This is a genomic window from Methylobacterium sp. WL69 (assembly GCF_008039485.1).
Lineage (GTDB): Bacteria > Pseudomonadota > Alphaproteobacteria > Rhizobiales > Beijerinckiaceae > Methylobacterium.
Genome location: NZ_VRUZ01000020.1, coordinates 36,385 through 54,751, shown reverse-complemented (window position 1 = coordinate 54,751; position 18,367 = coordinate 36,385). Strand labels below are relative to the sequence as shown.

Below are 18,367 nucleotides of genomic sequence, written 5' to 3'. Positions count from 1 at the left end.
CCCCCGACGATGACGAACCCCGCCGCCCATCCTTCGCCGCCGTCGCGCGCGACCGAACACCGGACGGGACCGGTCTCGACCGCCGTGGCGCCGCCGGACGGGACGGTGCCCGAAATGGCGGACCCGACCGAGAGCGCCGTCCTCCTGCGCCTGGCCGTCGAGGCCACGGGCATCGGCATCTTCGACTACGACCTCGCCACCACGACCCTGCGCTGGGATGCCCGCACCCGTGCCCTGTTCGGCGTGGCGCCCGACGGTGCGGTCACCTATGCGGAGACCTTCCTGCAGGGACTGCACCCCGAGGATCGCCAACGGGTCGACGCCGCCCTGCAGGCCGCCCTCGACCCGGCCGGGACCGGCCTGTTCGACAGCGAGTACCGCGTCCTCCCGGCCGGGGGCGGCCCCTTGCGCTGGATCGCGGCACGGGGCCAGCTCATCGTCAGCGGGGGCTACGCCAGCCGGATGGTCGGCACCGTGCGCGACGTCACGCAGGCCAAGCGGGCCGAGATCGCCCTGCGGGCCACGGAGGAGCGCTATCGCCTCGTCACCCGCGCCACCAACGACGCCATCTGGGACTGGGACCTGACCACCGACACGGTCCTGTGGAACGAGGCCCTGGCCACCGCCTACGGATGGACGCCCGACCGCGTCGTGCCGAGCGGGGCGTGGTGGATCGATCATGTCCACCCGGACGACCGGGCCGCCGTCGAGGCCGACATCCACGCGGTGATCGCGGGCGAGGCCGGCGACTGGGACCACGAGTACCGGTTCCAGCGCGCCGACGGCACCTACGCCGAGGTGCTCGACCGCGGCTACATGGTCCGCGATGCCGCCGGCGCGCCCCAGCGGATGATCGGCGCCATGCTCGACGTGACCGAGCGCAACCGGGCTTCCGCCCAGTTCCGCGCGGTGTTCCAGGGCGCCAATATCGGCATCGTCCAGTTCGATCCGCGCAGCGTCCGGGCCCTCGCGGTCAATGCCAAGCTGTGCGAGATCTGGGGCGCGCCGGAATCCGAGATTCTCGGCCATTCCCTGGCGCGCTGGACACCCCCCGAGGACGATGCCGAGCGCGCCGACCTGCACCGGCGCCTCGCCAAGGGGGAGACCATGCAGGAGCGCCTGGAGAAGCGCTACCGCCGCCTCGACGGGCGCATCATCTGGGCCCGGGTCAACCTCGTGTCGCAGACCCTGGGCGACAGCGTCCATGCCACGGCGATGATCGAGGACATCACCAACGAGAAGCTCGCCGACACCCGGCGCGAGGCTCTGATCGCCCTGGGCGACCGCCTGCGCGACCTCAACACCAATGCGGCGGTGGTGCGGGCCACGGCCGAGAGCCTCGGGCGCACCCTGAGGGTGGCTCGGGCCGGCTACGCCCTCGTCGATCCCGCCGGGAACCTGTCGGCGGTCGCGCCGGACTGGATCGCCGCCGGCCTCGGACCGCAGGCCGGAACGCAGACCCTGGCCACCGTGGCGGCGAGCGTCGTCCGCCTGCAGCGCGGCGAGACCCTGGCGGTGGCCGACATCGCCGCGACCCCCGAGCGGGTCGATGACGCGGCCGGCTATGCCCAGATCGGCATGCGGGCCGTGGTCAAGGTGCCGATCCTTCAGCGCGGGCGCCTCGTCGGCATCCTCTACGTCCTCGACGCGGTCGCCCACGACTGGACGCCGGGGGAAATCGCGTTCGCCCGCGAGGTCGCCGAGCGCGCCTGGGGCGGCCTCACCCGGATCGAGGCCGACGAGCAGCAGCGCATTCTCAACCGCGAACTCAGCCACCGGCTCAAGAACACCCTCGCGGTGGTCCAGGCCATCGTGTCGCAGACCCTGAGGAACGTCACCGACGTCGAGGCCGCCAAGGAGGCCCTGGCGGCGCGCCTCATCGCCCTCGGCAAGGCCCACGACATCCTGCTCTCCGGCGAGGGGGAGAGCGCGGATTTCGAGGCGGTGCTCGCCAGCGCCCTCGCCATCCACGACGACCGCCAGCCCGACCGGTTCCGTATTTCCGGGCCCCCCATCGAACTCGGCGCCAAGGCGGCCCTGTCCCTCGCCCTCATGCTGCACGAACTCGCCACCAACGCGGCGAAGTACGGCGCCCTGTCGGTGCCCGACGGCCGCGTCGCCGTGACGTGGGATGTCACCGCCCCGATGGGCGGCGAGCCCATGGTGCGGATGACCTGGCGGGAATCCGGCGGCCCGACGGTCGCGATACCCTCGCGAAAGGGATTCGGCTCGCGGCTGATCGAGCGCGGTCTCGTCGGGGCCGTCGGCGGCACCGTCGGTCTCGATTACGATCCCGCCGGCGTGGTCTGCCGCGTCACCGCCCCCCTGGCGGGGTTCCAGGCCGGAAGCGTGTAGGCGGAGCGGTGCCGTGGCGCACCGGGCGCCGCCCCGCGCGCCCTGCCGGATCCTCGGCGAACCCTTCGGAACTCTTCGGGACCCTTGCGCGCAACGCCCGCATTGCCGCTGCACCGCACCCTGGGCTAAATCCCGGCTCATGTGGACACGCCTCGCCCATCCCGGCCATTTCCTGCGCTGGACCGCCCCCCTGATGCCCTGGCTCGCCGGGCTCTCCGGGGTGCTCCTGGCCTTCGGCCTCTACCTGACCTGGTTCACGGTGCCGCCCGACTACCAGCAGGGCGAGACCGTGCGGATCATGTACATCCACGTGCCGGCGGCCTGGCTCGGGGTGTTCTTCTACGGGGCCATGGCGGTCTCGGCCCTCGGCACCCTGGTCTGGCGCCATCCCCTGGCGGATGTCGCCCAGCGCGCCGCCGCCCCCATCGGCGCGGCCTTCACTCTGATCTGCCTCGTCACCGGTTCCCTGTGGGGCAAGCCCATGTGGGGCACCTACTGGGTCTGGGACGCGCGCCTGACCTCCATGCTGGTGCTGTTCCTCATCTACTGCGGCATCATCGCCCTGTGGCGCACCATCGAGGACCCGAACCGGGCCGCGCGCGCCATCGCGATCCTCACCCTGGTCGGCGCCGTGAACCTGCCGATCATCAAGTTCTCGGTGAACTGGTGGTCGACCCTGCACCAGCCGGCCTCGATCATGCGCATGGGCGGCTCGTCCATCGATCCCTCCATGCTCTACCCGCTCCTCGAGATGATTCTCGCCTTCACCCTGCTGGGGATCACCCTGCATCTGAACGCCATGCGCACGGAGATCCTGCGCCGCCGCGTGCGGGCGCTGACGATCCGCGAAGCCGAGCGCCTCGATGCCGGCCTCCCCCTCGGGGCGGTCCAGGGTCTGTGACGATCATGACTCTCGGACCCCTTGATCTCGGGCCCCATGCGGGCTTCATCCTCGGCGCCTACGCCTTCACGGCCCTCGTCATCGCCGGCCTGATCGGACATGCGATGCGTGACCGGCGGGCACAGACGCGGGCCCTGGCCGCGCTGCAGGATCCGTCCCAACCGGCGTCCCGGTCTTCGGCGGAACGGCGCGCGTGAGCACCTCCGAGCCGGCCCGGCGCTCCCTCCTCCTCATCGTCCCCCTCGTCGCCTTCGTGGCGCTCGCTGGATTGTTCTTCGTGCGCCTGCGTTCGGGCGCCGACCCGTCGGCCATCCCCTCCGCGCTGATCGGGCGGCCGGCCCCGGCCTTCGATCTGGCCGCCCTCCCCGGCCTCGCGGCCGATGGCGCGCCCCTCCCCGGCCTGTCCCGCGACGACTTCAAGGGGCGGGTCACCCTCGTCAATTTCTGGGCGTCGTGGTGCGCGCCGTGCCAGATCGAGCACCCGCAGCTCATGCGGCTCGCCCGCGAGCCCGGCCTGCGCCTCGTGGGCATCGCCTACAAGGATGCGCCCGAGAACGCCCGCCGCTTCCTGGCCCGCAACGGCGTGCCGTTCCGGGCGGTGGGAATGGATTCCACCGGCCGCACCGCCATCGATTTCGGAGTCTACGGCGTGCCCGAAAGCTTCATCATCGGGCCGGACGGCACCATCCGCGACAAGCTGGTCGGGATCGTAACCCCGGAGAACTACAGGGCCGTCCTCGACAAGATCCGCGCCGCCGGTGCCGTGGCGGACGCCGCGCAGTGAGGCCGGGGCAACGCCCGGGGGCCTGCCGCCGGGCCGCGTCGTCCAGGCCGCGTCGTTCCTGATCGCCACCATCGCGACCTGCAGGTTCCGAGGGGCGCTTTTCCATTCCTGGCCGGCTGAGGCCGGGGTTCCTGTAGGCGCACGTCATCCTGCGAAGCCCGTTCGACCGCGCTGCCGATCGGCGTCGGACTCGGGCGCCGATACCCGAGGCGGATGGAACTCTCATTCCCGTGTGATCCAAGGACAGCATCCGGGTGGGTCCGTCGGAAGTTTTTCATCCCCATTAAATTTAAGTCGAGTTCATCATTGCAGAGAATGGGACAGGAGGACTTTTTGTAAATAAAAGATCAGAGTCCTTGATGGATTCTCGATATTCTATAAATTGTACGGTAGCGTACTTAGATGCGCAAAGATATTCCATTCACAGCTTTGTCTATCGGTGATATAGATGTCTGATCGCTCATTGGTGACAATGAGTCTCAGGTGTCGAGTTTCAGTTGCTCATGCCTGCAGATCGGCAGGGTCGTGGCGTCGTTCATCGTTCAACATGGAATTCGCAACCGCATCCTCGGGTTGCTGCCGCCGGATGAGTTCGCTCGCCTTCAGCCAGGACTGGAGCGATGCTCGTTCGAGCAGGGCGTCATCTTGGAGTCGCCCGAAACCGCGATCACGAAGGTCTGCTTTCCCGAGCCCGGAATGATCTCCGTGATGGCGCGCACGGCCGACGGGATGCAGGCCGAGGCCGGCATCATCGGTCCCGAAGGGATGACGGGCATCCCCCTCCTCCACGGAATCGACAGCTGGCCGCACGTGACCATCGTCCAGATCCCGTGCCGGGCCCTGTGCATCGGCGCGGATGCCTTCCGGACCGTGCTGCACGAGTGCCGCCCCCTGCACGACCGCCTGCTGCGCTACGCCCAGGTCTTCGCCGTCCAACTGGCGCAGGGCAGCCTGTGCAGCGGCCGCTTCACCATCGAGCAGCGTCTCGCGCGCTGGCTGCTCATGTGCCACGACCGCACCGACCGCGAAGATCTGCCGCTGACGCACGAGCTCCTGTCGATGATGCTCGGCGTCCGCCGGGCGGGCATCACCACGGCCCTGCGCAGCCTCGAGGATGCGGGGGCCGTCAAGACGCGGCGTGGCGGCATCGGCATCCGCGATCGGGACCGGATGCGCGACATCGCCGGCGATGCCTACGGCGTGCCGGAGGCCGAGTACGCCCGCGTCCTGGCCTGACCTCGGCGTTCGCTCGGGCCGCGCCTGTCAGGCGCGGCCGGCATCCTCGCCCTTGCGCTCGTGGCGCAGGAGCAAGGGCGTCTGCGCCAGGGCGAACAGGATCGTCAGCGGCATGATGCCGAACACCTTGAAGCTCACCCAGAAATCCTCCGTCTGCGTGCGCCAGACCACCTCGTTGATCACCGCGAGGAGGAGGAAGAACATCCCCCAGCGGAAGGTGAGCTTGCGCCAGCCCTCCTCGGTCAGGGTGAACATGCTGTCGAGCACCACCGAGAGCAGGGATTTGCCGAAGGCGAGGCCGCCGAGCAGCACGAGCCCGAACAGGGTGTTCACGATGGTGGGCTTCATCATGATGAAGGTCTTGTCCTGCAGGGCCAGGGTCAGGCCGCCGAACACCACCACCACCACGCCCGAGACCAGGGGCATGATCGGCAGGCGCCGCACCAGGGCGAAGTGGATGGCCAGCGCCACCACCGTCGCGGCGATGAACACGCCGGTGGCCACGAACAGCTTCTGCTCGGGGGCGACCCCGAACCGCTCGGCATAGGCGTTGCCGAGGAAGAAGATCACCAGGGGCCCGAGTTCGAGGGCGAGCTTGAGCAGGGGCGGCAGGTGGCGGCGTGGGGGAACGGCTTCGATCTGCATGGTGTCCGTCATAGAGGGCCGCGCGCGGCGCGTCGCGGTCTTTGAGGGGAGGGCTCGGTTCCGGCGGACGCGCCCCTAGTCCTTGTCCAGGCCCGCGATGGCGCGGGCGAAGTCGCGGGCCTCGAACGGCTCGAGGTCCTCGACGCCCTCGCCGACGCCGATGAAGTGCACCGGCAGGCCGAATTTCGCGGCGAGCGCCACGAGGATGCCGCCGCGCGCGGTGCCGTCGAGCTTGGTCATCACCAGGCCGGTGACCTGGGCGGCCTTCGAGAACAGCTCGACCTGGCTGAGGGCGTTCTGGCCAACGGTGGCGTCGAGGACGAGGAGCACCGCGTGGGGCGCCTCAGGGTCGATCTTGCGGATCACCCGCAGGATCTTCTCCAGCTCGGCCATGAGCCCGGCCTTGTTCTGGAGCCGGCCGGCCGTGTCGATGAGCAGCACGTCGGTGCCCTGCTGCTTCGCCGCCTCGTAGGCGTCGTAGGCGAGGCCCGCCGCGTCGGCGCCCTGCGCCCGGGCGATGACCGGCGTGCCCGTGCGCTGGCCCCAGACCTTGAGCTGCTCGATGGCCGCCGCCCGGAAGGTGTCGCCGGCCGCCAGCATCAGGGAATGGCCCTCCGCCTTCAGCTTCATGGCGAGCTTGCCGATGGTGGTGGTCTTGCCGGCGCCGTTGACGCCGATCATCAGGATGACGAACGGCTTCTTCGTGGTGTCGATGGTGAAGGGGATCGCCACCGGGGCGAGCGCGCGCTCGACTTCCGTCGCCAGGATTTCCCGGACGGCGTCGGGCGAGAGGCCCTTCTCGTAGCGGCCCTTGCCGACGGCCTCCGAGATGCGCGTGGCGGTCTCGATGCCGAAATCGGCCTGGATCAGGGCGTCCTCCAGCTCCTCCAGGGTGTCGGCGTCGAGCTTGCGCTTGGTGAACAGGCCGGTGACGCGCTCGGTGAGCGCCGAGGAGGTGCGCTTCATGCCCCCCGTGAGCCGGCTCCACCAGCCGCGCTTCTCGCCCTCGGGTTCGGCCTCCGGCTCCGGCATGAAGATCTGGGTCGCGACCTCCGGCTCCGGCGCCACGTCGGGCGTGAAGGCCCGGGAGGTGGTGTCGGCCGCCTCGGCGCCGCGCGTCGGATCATCGCCCGCCGTGCCGGCGGGCGGGCGCTCCTCGGCCCCCTCGACGGGCTGGAGGTCGGCGCCCTCGATCGCGTCCGGGACCGCGTTCTTGCCGGGCGTCCCCTCCCCGGGCTCAGCCGGGGGGGCCGGCACGTGGGACACGTCCGTCGCGGCGGTGGCGAAATCCGGCTGGCCCTCGGAGAACGAGGCCGGGGATTCCGGCGGCGGGGCCACGGGCTCGTTCACCCGAGACTCGACCATCGAAGACTCGACTACCGGAGCCTCGATCACCGGAGACTCGGCCACCGGCCGGGGCGCGGGGGGCACCGGCTTCGGATCGGGCGGCTGCACGGGCACCGGCTCGGGGCGCGGCTCCTCCTTGGTGCCGAACATCTTGCGCAGCAGCCAGCCCGGCCTCTTGTCTTCGCTCATTCCCGCTTGCTCCCCGGACCCGGCATGGTAAGCGCCAAGGCCATGCCCCCAGCCGATGCCCTCGTAACAGACATAGGTGCGCGCCTCCTCTACCGCGATGCCCTCGTCCTCGTCATCGACAAGCCGGCGGGTTTGCCGGTCCATCCCGGCCCGAAGGGCGGCGAGACCCTCACCGATCACCTCGACGCCCTGCGCTTCGGCCTGCCCCGGCGCCCGGAGGCGGCCCACCGCCTCGACCGCGACACCTCGGGCTGCCTCGCCCTCGGGCGCCACGCCAAGGCGCTGGCCCGGCTGAACAAGCTGTTCGCCGCGAGCGGCAGCGTCGGCAAGACCTACTGGGCCCTGGTGGAGGGCGGCCCGGACGCCGACACCGGCAGCATCGACCTGGCGCTCGCCCGCCGTTCCGACGATCCGCGCTCATGGTGGATGAAGGCCGACCCATCGGGCGATCCGTCCCTGACCCATTGGCAGGTGCTCGGACGCGGCGCCGGCCTCGCCTGGCTCGCCCTCACCCCCGTCACCGGCCGGACCCACCAGCTGCGGGTCCACTGCGCCGAATCCGGGTTTCCAATCCTCGGCGACCCGATCTACGGCTCGGGTCCGCGTAGCGGCGGACCGGGCCTGCAGCTCCATGCGCGGGCGCTCACCCTACCGCTCTATCCGAAGAAGCCCCCCATCGTCGTGGAGGCGCCGGCACCCGCGCATATGCGGGCGGGTCTCGTGACCTGCGGGTGCGACGGGTCCGAGTAGGGCGGTTCCGTCTCCGTCCAGGACGAAGCGCCCATCGCGCACGGCTGCGGCCCCGCCGCCGGTGGCGCGGGGGATGGCCGGGAAACGGGAGACGCGGGACGCCGCGAAACCACGTTTTTGAAAGTTTTGCCGGTCTCCCGGCGTCCCTCGGCCCGGCCCGTTTCGGGGCCGGTCCGTTTTTCGTCACGATGTCTTCACGGCGTCGGCGACTCGGCTAGTGGCGGCCCACCTCCGCTCGACGCGACGCCCCTTGCGGAAGCGCCGGTGCGGCAGCCGACTAATCAGGGCGCTGGGCCCCGAGCCCGCCTCGTAGTGGGCGGACCGTCCGTTCTCTCGGTGCGCCCCAGGGTCCCGGAGCCAGCCTCAGCACGGCCTCCCCGTCCAGGGCACCTTGCGTCGCCGGCGCGGCCCGGGGCGATGGCGACCGGGCCATCGACGCGGGGCACCGTCTCCTCCCCCCGAGCCCCCCGACCCGGTCCGCCGGGGGGCCTCCCGTGTGGGAGGCGAGTGACCGGAGACAACCACGGAATAGGAATATTGTCAAGACATTTCGGTGTTCGGGCGCGGGCACCGCGGCGAAAAATCCTTCTCCCCCCTGCGGGAGAAGGTGGCCCGCGAAGCGGGTCGGATGAGGGGAGCACTGCCTTATCCTGGAAAGTCGCGCTGCCCCTCTCCCGGTCGCTCCGCGACCGCCCTCCCCCGCAGAGGGGGGAGGGTTTGTTAGGCGACGGTTCGCCCTTCACGGCTTGACCCAGGTCCATTGCGTCACCGGCATCGCGCTGCGCCAGCCGTGGAGGTGGCCGACGGGATCGGCTTTGGCGACGGTGAGGCGCTTGAGGCCGCCGCCGTGGCGGGCGAAGGCGGCGAGCAGCACGGTCTCGCCTTCCAGGGTCACGACGTTCGAGACGAGGCGGCCCCCGGACGGCAGGGCGGCCATGGCCCGCTCCAGGAGGCCCGCCGCCGTGACGCCGCCGCCGATGAAGACCGCGTCGGGTCGCTCCAGACCGTCGAGGGCATCGGGGGCGGCGCCCTCCACCACGACGAGGCCCGGCACCCCGAGATGCGCGGCGTTGCGTCGGATGCGGGCGGCGCGGGCCGGGTTGGCCTCAACGGCGAATGCCCTGAGGCCGGGACGGCGCAGCATCCACTCGATGGAGACGGAGCCGGCCCCGGCGCCGATGTCCCACAGCACTTGCCCCGCGCGCGGGCGCAGGGCCGCCAGGGTCACGGCGCGGATGTCGGACTTGGTGAGCTGGCCGTCATTCTCGAACCAGGCGTCGTCGAGGCCCGGCGCCAGGGGCACCACCCGCGCGTCGGGCGCGGCCGCCACGGCGACGGCGAGGGTGTTGAGGGGATCGATGTCCTGCAGATCGAACGCGATGGCGCGGGCGCTGCGGCGGCGTTCCCGTGCGCCGCCCATGGCTTCCAGCACCGTCAGGGTCGACGCGCCGAACCCCCGCTCGGTGAGCAGGGCGGCCACGGCCGCCGGCGTCGCGCCGTCCCAGCTCAGGACGAGGAGGCGGGCGCCGGGCTGCAGATGGGGGATGAGGTTGGGCAGGGCCCGGCCGTGCAGGGTCAGGCACCCGGTCTCGGCCACCGCCCAGCCGAGCCGCGCGCAGGCGAGGCTGAAGGCGGAGGGCTGGGCGAACACCCGCAACTCGTCCGCCGGCACGAGGCGGGCGATCTCGGCGCCGATGCCGAAGTGGAACGGATCGCCCGTGGCGAGGATGCAGGTCGGCCGGCCGCGCCGGGCCAGGATGCCCGGATAGGCGTCCGCGATGGGGCTCGGCCAGATCCGCGCCTTGGCGGAGAGGGGGCCGGCGAGGGCGAAGTGCCGGCGCCCACCATAGACGCATTCGGCCGCGTCGAGGGCGGCGCCAGCCGCCGGACTCAGGCCGGCGCGGCCATCCTCGCCGATGCCCACCAGGGTGAGCCACGGCCGGCTCGACACGGGCTCAGGGCTCATGGACAACGCATCCCATGGTCAAGCGTCTCCTCATCCTCGGCGGCACCGGCGAGGCGAGCGCCCTGGTGCGGGGCCTGCCCCCCGGCGTCGAGCCCACCCTGTCGCTCGCCGGCCGCACCGCCGCGCCGAAGGCCGAGCCCGTGCCGACCCGCGTCGGCGGGTTCGGCGGGGTCGACGGGCTCGCGGACTGGATCGAGGGCAACCGCATCACCCACGTCATCGACGCGACCCATCCGTTCGCCGCCCGCATGAGCGCCAACGCCGCCGGGGCTTGCGCCCGCACCGGCACGAAGCTGCTCGCCATCCGCCGCCCGGCCTGGGGGCCGGTGCCGGGGGATCGCTGGCTGGCGGTCGCCGACATGGCGGCCGCCGTCACCGCCCTCGGGGCCGCGCCGTGCCGGGTCTTCCTCACGGTGGGGCGCCAGGAGGTCGGGGTTTTCGCGGCGGCGCCGCAGCACGATTACGTCGTCCGCTCCATCGAGCCCGTGGCTCTGGCCGTCCCGCGCCTCACGGCGATTGTTGCGCGCGGCCCCTTCGCGGAGGCCGACGAGGCGGCCTTCCTGCGCGATCAGGCGATCGCCGTCGTGGTGAGCAAGAATTCCGGCGGGGCGGCCACGTACGGCAAGATCACCGCGGCGCGGGGGTTGGGCCTTCCGGTGGTGATGGTCGCCCGGCCGCCGAAGCCCGACGTGCCGAGCGTGGCCGACGCGGCCGGGGCCCTGGCGTGGCTGGCGACCCCATAGGCAGCAGATTCGAACGTAAACAGGGGTCTCTGACGGTGGAGATGTGAGCGCGTGACCCGCGCGCTGCCCCCTCTCCTGGAAGGCGACCGGATTCACACAACTGCGAACGGGCCGATTCCGTGCAGCGGCAGGCATCCGGATGCGGGTGGGAGGCGCACAGGGGCTCCCTCTCCTGGAAGGAGAGGGCTGGGGTGAGGTGTGTAGACTCTCCGAAAAGGTCCCACACCTCACCCTGTCCCTCTCCTTCCAGGAGAGGGGACCTGCGCTGCCCGCGAGATGTGTGAATGCCGTAGCCTGGAAGGAGAGGGTTGGGGTGAGGGTCGTGGACTCTCCGAAAAGTTCGCACACCTCACCCTGTCCCCCTCCTTTCAGGAGAGGGGACCCGCGCTCGATCCCGATCCGCGTGGGAATGACCGCACCCGTTTCGGCGTCGCGACACGTCCGAAGTACGGCTCGCCTCACGCCGGCACGCTGCGGGGGGTGTAGACGTAGGGCACCCCGTCCCCCCGCGAAATCAGGCGGGTCGCCGAGGCGCCGATGATCACCAGGGTGGCCATGTCGGCCGTGGTCTCGCGGGCCTCCGCCAGGGTGAGGACGCGGAGCGCCTCGTCGGGGCGCGAGACCGCGCGGGCGAAGATCACCGGCGTGTCGGGCGCGCGGATCTCGGCCGCCAGCGCCAGGGCGCGGCCGAGCTGCCACGGGCGGGCCTTCGAGATCGGGTTGTACAGGCTCACCACGAAATCGGCTCGCAGGACCGCCTCCAGCCGGGCGGTGATGACCGCCCAGGGCTTGAGGTTGTCCGACAGGGACATGGCGCAGAAATCGCCGCCCAGCGGCGCGCCGAGGCGAGCGGCAGCGGCCAGCATGGCGGTGATGCCGGGCTCGACGGTGATCTCCAGCGTCCGCCACAGCGGATCGCCGGCCTCCACCGCCTCGAAGATCGCCGCCGCCATGGCGAAGACGCCGGGATCGCCGCCCGAGACCACGGCGACGTGGCGGCCGGCGGCGGCGAGTTCGAGGGCGTGGCGGGCGCGGTCGACCTCGACGCGGTTGTCGGTGGCGTGCCGGATCAGGCCCGGCCGCTCGGGCACCCGGGCGACGTAGGGGATGTAGCCGATGAGGTCCTCCGCTCGCGCCAGGGCCGCCTCCGCCGAGCGGGTCAGCAGGTCCGGGTCGCCGGGTCCGAGGCCGACGACGGTGACGGAGCCGGTCACGGCCGGCGGCCTTCGCCGGGCAGGAGCACCATGGAGAAGTAGGGCGCCACGTCGTCGGTCTTGTCCTTGAGCGCGATCACACGCTCGCCCGCCATGGTGCCGCGCTCGACGTAGACCGCGCGCTCCAGCACGCCGGCCTCGCCGAGCGCCGCCCGGACCTTGGGCAGGTGGCGGCCGAGCTTCATGATCACGGCGGCGTCGGTCTGCGCCAGACGCGCGACGAGGGCCGCGTGCGGCAGGGTCGCGGGCAGGATCGTGAGCACGTCGTCGCCCCAGGTGATGGGGGTGCCGGCCCGGGTCCAGCAGCCGGACATGCCGGTGACGCCCGGCACCACCTCCACGGGGAAGCGGTCCTTGAGGCGGCGCCACAGGTGCATAAACGAGCCGTAGAAGAACGGATCGCCCTCGGACAGGATCGCGACGTCGCGCCCCGCCCCGAGGTGGTCGGCGAGCTGCGCCGCCGCGTCGTCGTAGAAGGCGGCCAGAGCCGCGACGTAGTCGGGATGATCGGGGTGCAGTTCGGTGGTGTAGGGGTAGGCGAGGGGGAATTCGCGCGCCGGCTCCGATGTCAGCACCGCGTCCGCGATGGTGCGGGCGTTGCCGCGTCGGCCCTTCTTGCAGAAATGCACGAGCACGGGCGCCGCCTGCAGAACCTTCATGGCCCGCACGGTGAGGTAGTCGGGTTCGCCCGGCCCCATGCCGACGCCGAACAGGGTGCCGGTGGTCTTCGCCACGGGGCTTGCGGTCTCTTCCAGGGGATCGACCGGGGGGAGGGGGGCGCCCGCCTCCATCACTCGATCTCCTGCGCCAGGGCGTTGACGGCGGCGGCCGTCATGGCGCTGCCGCCACGCCGGCCGTGAACGACGATGAACGGCACGCGCCCGTCGCGGGCGAGGGCCTCCTTCGATTCGGCCGCCCCGACGAAGCCGACGGGGATGCCGATGATCGCGGCCGGCGGCGACACGCCCTCGTCCAGGAGTTCGAGGAGGCGGAACAGGGAGGTCGGGGCGTTGCCCACCGCCACGATACTGCCGGGCAGGTGCTCGCGCCACAATTCCATGGCGGCGGCCGAGCGCGTGGTGCCCATGGCGGCGGCCATCTCGGGGACGCGCGGGTCGCTCAGGGTACAGATCACCCGGTTGTTTGCCGGCAGGCGCGACCGGGTGACGCCGTCGGCGACCATGCGGACGTCGCACAGGATCGGCGCGCCCGCCTTCAGGGCGGCCTCGCCGCGTGCCGCGAAATCGTCCGACGCTTCCACGTCGCCGGGGAGGTCGGTCATGCCGCAGGCGTGGATCATCCGCACCACCACCCGCTCGGCGGTGCCGTGGAAGCGGGCGAGGTCCGCCTCGGCGCGGATCATCGCGAAGGAGCGGGCGTAGATCGCCTGCCCGTCGCGCAGGTAATCGAGGCGCGAACTCATGGTGTCGTGGTCCTGAAGGCGTGAGCGAGGATGTGGGCCGGATCGGCCCTCCTTACGCGGTCCAGCGCGGCCTCGAAAGTGAGTTGCATCGCCGGCTCGCCATCGGGGCGGCCATGGAGGACGATGCCGTAGCGTCCGGCGCGGCCGACGAGGGTGAGGGCGGCGGGGCCCGGATGGGCGCAGCCCTTGGCGCAGCCCGAGACGTGGGCGTCGATGCCCGTGCCGCGAAGCGCCTCGGCGAGGCGGGCGGCGTCGAGCAGCGTCGGCGTCGAGCCCGAGGCGCAGGCGGGCGCGCCGGGGCAGGCGGCGACCTGCCCGCGCGGATCGTCGGCGGCGTGGAGGAACCCGTTTTTGCCGAGGGCGTCGAGGGCGCGCCGGGTGCCGTCACGGTCCCGGGCCACGAGGACGAAGCCCCGGGTCGGACTGAGGGTGAGGTGGAGCGCTCCGAGCCGGTCGCTCCACTCCGCCAAGCGGTCGAGGCCGTCCGCCGTGCAGCGGCCGAAGGCGGCCGCGACGGCGAGCGCCGTGCGGTCGTCGTCGACATCGTGCAGGCCCGGCGCCAGGGCGGGGAGAGGTGAGGGGGCCGGCATCGCCGTGCCCCCGAGGCTGTCGCGGGTTGCGGCGTCGAGGTCGCGCATGCGCCGGGCGCCGCTTTCGCCCAGGGCGCGCAGGGCGTCGGAGACCGCCGCGAGAGCTCGGGCCGTCGTCACCGGCGCGAACCAGACCGGCCCGTCCGGCCCGGCCAGCGCCCAGGCGACGCCGTCCGGGGCAACGACCCGGAGGTGGATGTCGGCCTCGGCCTCCCCGAGGCCGAAGCGCCCGTCCTCCTCGATGGCCACCAGGGTCTTGGGCGGCAGGCCGGGCACCGCGCGGCCGATCGCCTCCACGGCCTCCGCCAGGGTGTCGAGGCCGAACAGCGGCGCGGTGAGCGTCAGGCGCTGCGGGCCGCCATCGGCGCGGACATCCCCGAGGCCGACCCCCCCGAGATGCCCGGCGAGGGGCCCCTGCGTCTCCGGCGCGACGCCGCGGATCTGGAGGTTGGCCCGTGCGGTGACGTCGACATGGCCGTTGCCGAACCGGCGCGCACCCGCGGCCACGGCGCGGGCCTGGGCGGCGGTGAGGCGCCCGAGCGGCGGATGGACCCGGGCCAGGAGGCCGTCGCCCGTCGGCATCGGCCGGGCGAGGCTCGGGCACCAGCCGCGCCGGTTCGGCGCCTCGGGCGGGACGCGGCGGGCGAGGCTCACTCGGCCGCCTCCGGCATGGGTTCACCGGGCATCAGTTCGTCGGCCGCCATGGCGTTGCGGCGGGTGGTCCACAGGCCACGGCGTCGGGCCTCGTCGAACCGCTCGAGGATGGCGCGGGCCGCCTCCGGGTTGGCGGCGCGCAGGGCGTCGAACGTCTCGGGATCGGCGATCATGGCGCCGTAGAGCCGGTCGAGGTCGGCATCGGACACGGCGTCCGTGGTGGCGGCGAGGACGAAGACCGCGTCGATCCCCTGCGCCAGCTCCTGGGCGCCGCGATAGCCGTGGCGCAGCTGCGCCGCGATCCAGCGCGGATGGCCGAGTTTTCCGCGAATGAGCCGGGCCGCGTCCTCGCGCGCCGTCCGGGCTTTCGGCGAATCGGGCGTGCCGACATCGAGGCTGTAGAGGGTGGGGCGGGCGCCGGTGAGGCCGGCCGCGGCGGAAAACCCGCCCATGGCTTCCGCGGCGGCGTCGCCGTCGAGGAGGTCGCGCTCGGCCACGTCGAAGGCGTGGACATAGGCATCGGCCTGGGCGACGCGGGCGGCGAAGCCGGCATCGGCGACGTCCTCGGCGCCGCCATAGGCGTGCGAGGTGGCCTCCAGATAGGCGCGGCCGAGGTCGTCCCGGCCGTCCCAGGCGCCGTCGAGGGCGAGGCCGCCGGCCCCGGCGCCGTAGCGGCCGGGGGCCGCGCCGTAGACGCGGGGCGTCGCCTCGCCCCGCCGCCGGGCGGCGGCCAGGGGATTCTCGGCGTCCTCCTCGTCGCGGGACGCGACGGATTCCGCCGCGCGGGCGAGGAGCGCCAGGGTGTCGGGAAAGGTGTCGCGAAAGGCACCCGAGACCCGCACGGTCACGTCGATGCGCGGGCGGTCGAGGAGCGCCAGGGGCAGCACCTCGAAGCCGGTGACGCGGGTCGAGGCGTGGTCCCAGACCGGGCGCACGCCCATGAGCGCCAGGGCGTGGGCGACGTCCTCGCCGCCGGTGCGCAGCGTCGGCGAGGCCCACAGGTCCATGACGATGCGGGCCGGGTACTCGCCCTCGTCCTGCAGGTAGCGCCGGACCACGGCATCGGCGGCCTTGGCGCCGAGGGTCGTCGCGGCGCGGGTCGGCAGGCTGCGCGGATCGAGGGTGGTGAGGTTGCGTCCCGTCGGCATCACGTCCGTGCGCCCGCGCGACGGCGAGCCGGCGGGACCGGGGGGAACGAAGCGACCGTCGAGGGCGGCGATGAGGCCGTCCCGCTCGGCCGTGGCGCAGGCGGCCACCGCCTCCGAGGCATCGGGCGCGGCCCGGCCGAAGACGTGGAGCCCGTCGCGGGAGGTGACCTCGCCGAGATCGCACAGGTGCGCGTCCAGCGCCGCCAGGGCGTCCGGCATGGCGGTGCCGGCATCGATCCCGGCGGAGGCTAGGAGCCCGGCCGACTCCGCCTCGTCCAGGATGGTGCGGGCGATGATCGCGGCCCGGCGCGGGTCGAGGACGCTCGCCGCCGAATATTCCTCCACGAGTTCGCGCAGGTGGGCTGCCGCCGGGTCGAGGCCCGCGCACTCCGTCTGCGGCGTGAGGTGGCCGAGCGCCACGCCGCCGAGGCGGCGCTTGAGGGGGGCGGCCTCGCCGGGATCGTCGACGATGAACGGGTACACCACCGGCAGGGCGCCCACGGCTCGGGCCGGCCAGCACCCGGGTGACAGGGCCACGGCCTTGCCCGGCAGCCACTCGGTGGTGCCGTGGGTGCCGAGGTGGATCAGGGCGTCGAAGTTTCGGCGCAGGCCGAGGTGGAAGGCGAGGTAGGCGTGGGTCGGGACCGCGTCGGGATCGTGATAGCCGGCCTTGCGGTCGGCGGCCCGGCCGCGGTCGGGCTGGAGGAAGAGGGCGACGCGGCCGCTCGGGCTTCTTTCCCGCTCACCCTCACCCGGAGGTACATTCGGGCGGGCAGCCGGATCAGTCGCGGGTCCCCTCTCCTGGAAGGAGAGGGACAGGGTGAGGTGTGTGGATTCTCCGGAGATGTCCCACACCTCACCCCAACCCTCTCCTTCCAGGAGAGGGGGCCTGTCGCGGGTGCCCCCCGCTTCGGGGATTCCACTTGCTGCGTGATGATGGGAGGTCGAACGGACTACGGGGAAGCGAAACGCGCCGTCGACGCAGAGCGGATCGGCCTCGGGCTCGCCCCAGCTCGCGACCAGATCGGTCCGATCCGCCTCCGGCAAGCCAGCCAGCCAAGCTCGGTACGCGTCGAGGCCCACCACGAAATCGCGCGGTCCGTGGGTGAGGGCGCGCATCACCGCGTCGGCCTCCGGCAGGGGGCCGGTGGCGTAGCCGGCCGCCGCCAGGTCCGACACCATGGCCCGTGCGCTCTCGGGCGTGTCGAGGCCGACGGCGAAGCCGGCCCGGCCGCCGCGGGCCGGGTAGTCGGAGAGCACCACGGCGAGCTTGCGCTCCGATGGGGGCAGGCGGGCGAGGCGCATCCAGGCCGCCGCCCGGTCGGCCAAGGCCGCGATGCCCTCGGCATAGGGGCGGGCGCGGCGCTCGGAGAAGCCGTCGATCTCCGGGCCGTCCTCCTTGAACGAGATCGGGAAGCCCGAGAGCCGCGCGTCGAATTCCGGCAGGGCCACCTGCATGGCGAGGTCGGCCGCCGACATGCCCCGAGCCGAGGCGTCCCAGGCGGCCTGGGCCGCGCCGATGGTGTAGGCCTGGATCACCGGGCAGTCGGCGCCGTCCAGCACGAAGCCCGCATCCTCGCGGGCCGAGAAGGCGGTGGCGGCGACGACGAGGTCGGGTTTTTGCGCCGCGATGGCGTCGCGCAAGGCTCCCACGGCCGCCGGGTCCTTGAGGCTCGACACGGCGACGAGGAGCACCTGCAGACCGCGGGCCTGGAGGGCGTCGCCGAGGGCCGCGAGGGGGGCGGTGTCGCCCGACAGGATCGCCGAGCGGTAGACGACGAGGAGGGCGAGGGGCGCCGCGCCGGACGACAGGGGGCGCCCGGCGGCGAGGGCCCGGTCGCGGTCGATGGGGCCGCAGCCGGGGCAGCAGACGAAGCCGCGCGGCAGGGCCCGGGGCTCTTCGATCGCGACGGGAAACCCGATCTCGGCGGCGAGCCGCCCGAGCATCCGGCGCAGGTTGTCCGCGCCCCCGGCCCGGAAATAGGCGTCGAGGACCGGCGCCAGTTCCGGCGCCGTCGAGAAGGCGTCGAGGCGGGTGTCGGGCCGGTCGTCGCCCGGCAGGACCACGAGCCGGACGCCGTTCGCCCGCGCGGCGGCGGCGGCGCGCTCGATGCCGTAGCGCCAGTAATCGAGGCCGCCGAGGCAGCGGATCACGACGATCTTCGAGCGCGCGATCACGCCGTCGACGTAGAGGTCCACCGACATGGGGTGGCGGAGTTTTGCCAGTTTCGCGAGGCGCAGGGTCGGTGCTGGACTCTCAGCGCCCTGCGGAAACGCCGTCGCGAACGCGCCTGCGACGCCGAACAGGTCGGAATCCGTGAACGACAGAAACACGATGTCCCCCGGTGCCTGACCGAGATCGATGGCGGCCTCGCCCTCGTCGAGGGAGACCGTGTCGATGCGGATCAGGTGCATGGCGGAA

15 protein-coding genes are annotated in these 18,367 nt (G+C 72.5%); 7 read left to right on the top strand and 8 right to left on the bottom strand.

Going from position 1 to position 18,367, the window contains the following annotated elements:
• Positions 1-9: 9 nt before the first annotated feature.
• The 5 genes from FV218_RS08565 to FV218_RS08545 all read left to right on the top strand — a co-directional run bounded on the left by FV218_RS08565 (position 10) and on the right by FV218_RS08545 (position 5,276).
• Positions 10-2,355: a PAS domain S-box protein gene (locus FV218_RS08565; RefSeq protein WP_147709411.1), complete on the top strand. Its 2,346-nt coding sequence runs from the start codon at positions 10-12 to the stop codon at positions 2,353-2,355.
• A 139-nt stretch (positions 2,356-2,494) separates the two neighbouring features.
• Positions 2,495-3,256, top strand: coding sequence for a heme ABC transporter permease (locus tag FV218_RS08560; protein WP_147709410.1), 762 nt, complete (start codon positions 2,495-2,497; stop codon positions 3,254-3,256).
• Between the two features lie 5 nt (positions 3,257-3,261).
• Positions 3,262-3,453, top strand: a complete 192-nt coding sequence (gene ccmD / locus FV218_RS08555) for a heme exporter protein CcmD (RefSeq protein WP_147709409.1) — start codon at positions 3,262-3,264, stop codon at positions 3,451-3,453.
• Positions 3,450-4,040, top strand: coding sequence for a DsbE family thiol:disulfide interchange protein (locus tag FV218_RS08550; RefSeq protein ID WP_147709408.1), 591 nt, complete (start codon positions 3,450-3,452; stop codon positions 4,038-4,040). The genes ccmD and FV218_RS08550 overlap by 4 nt, the downstream gene beginning before the upstream one ends.
• Before the next feature lie 696 nt (positions 4,041-4,736).
• Entirely contained in the window at positions 4,737-5,276 is a 540-nt protein-coding gene (locus tag FV218_RS08545; protein WP_244474982.1) for a Crp/Fnr family transcriptional regulator, read from the top strand.
• A gap of 27 nt (positions 5,277-5,303) precedes the next feature.
• On the opposite strand, the gene FV218_RS08540 is transcribed toward FV218_RS08545, so the two are convergent.
• Together FV218_RS08540 and ftsY are read right to left on the bottom strand one after the other, a co-directional pair.
• Positions 5,304-5,921, bottom strand: a complete 618-nt coding sequence (locus FV218_RS08540) for a septation protein A (RefSeq protein WP_147709407.1) — start codon at positions 5,919-5,921, stop codon at positions 5,304-5,306.
• 75 nt (positions 5,922-5,996) lie between these two features.
• Positions 5,997-7,457: a signal recognition particle-docking protein FtsY gene (gene ftsY, locus FV218_RS08535; protein WP_147709406.1), complete on the bottom strand. Its 1,461-nt coding sequence runs from the start codon at positions 7,455-7,457 to the stop codon at positions 5,997-5,999.
• 24 nt (positions 7,458-7,481) lie between these two features.
• On the opposite strand from ftsY, the gene FV218_RS08530 reads away from it, so the two are divergent.
• Positions 7,482-8,207 (top strand): RluA family pseudouridine synthase, encoded by a 726-nt coding sequence (locus tag FV218_RS08530; RefSeq protein ID WP_246685041.1) that lies wholly within the window; start codon positions 7,482-7,484, stop codon positions 8,205-8,207.
• A gap of 739 nt (positions 8,208-8,946) precedes the next feature.
• Here the strand turns inward: FV218_RS08530 and cbiE are convergent.
• Positions 8,947-10,173 (bottom strand): precorrin-6y C5,15-methyltransferase (decarboxylating) subunit CbiE, encoded by a 1,227-nt coding sequence (cbiE, locus tag FV218_RS08525; RefSeq protein ID WP_147709405.1) that lies wholly within the window; start codon positions 10,171-10,173, stop codon positions 8,947-8,949.
• 14 nt (positions 10,174-10,187) lie between these two features.
• On the opposite strand from cbiE, the gene FV218_RS08520 reads away from it, so the two are divergent.
• Positions 10,188-10,916, top strand: coding sequence for a cobalt-precorrin-6A reductase (locus tag FV218_RS08520; protein WP_147709404.1), 729 nt, complete (start codon positions 10,188-10,190; stop codon positions 10,914-10,916).
• A 458-nt stretch (positions 10,917-11,374) separates the two neighbouring features.
• On the opposite strand, the gene cobJ is transcribed toward FV218_RS08520, so the two are convergent.
• The 5 genes from cobJ to cobN are packed head-to-tail and all read right to left on the bottom strand — an operon-like array spanning position 11,375 to position 18,360.
• Positions 11,375-12,130 carry a precorrin-3B C(17)-methyltransferase gene (gene cobJ, locus FV218_RS08515; protein WP_147709403.1) on the bottom strand — a complete coding sequence of 252 codons (756 nt, stop codon included), beginning with the start codon at positions 12,128-12,130 and terminating at the stop codon, positions 11,375-11,377.
• On the bottom strand, positions 12,127-12,921 hold the full coding sequence (locus FV218_RS08510) for a precorrin-2 C(20)-methyltransferase (RefSeq protein WP_147709402.1): 795 nt from the start codon (positions 12,919-12,921) through the stop codon (positions 12,127-12,129). The genes cobJ and FV218_RS08510 overlap by 4 nt, the downstream gene beginning before the upstream one ends.
• Positions 12,921-13,553 carry a precorrin-8X methylmutase gene (locus FV218_RS08505; protein WP_056088990.1) on the bottom strand — a complete coding sequence of 211 codons (633 nt, stop codon included), beginning with the start codon at positions 13,551-13,553 and terminating at the stop codon, positions 12,921-12,923. Before FV218_RS08505 ends, FV218_RS08510 begins: the two co-directional genes overlap by 1 nt.
• A complete protein-coding gene (locus FV218_RS08500; protein WP_246685040.1) occupies positions 13,550-14,797 on the bottom strand; it encodes a hypothetical protein in 1,248 nt (415 codons plus the stop codon). Before FV218_RS08500 ends, FV218_RS08505 begins: the two co-directional genes overlap by 4 nt.
• The gene (gene cobN / locus FV218_RS08495) at positions 14,794-18,360 is read right to left on the bottom strand and encodes a cobaltochelatase subunit CobN (protein ID WP_147709401.1); all 3,567 of its coding nucleotides are present in this window, start codon (positions 18,358-18,360) and stop codon (positions 14,794-14,796) included. The genes FV218_RS08500 and cobN overlap by 4 nt, the downstream gene beginning before the upstream one ends.
• Positions 18,361-18,367 lie beyond the last annotated feature (7 nt).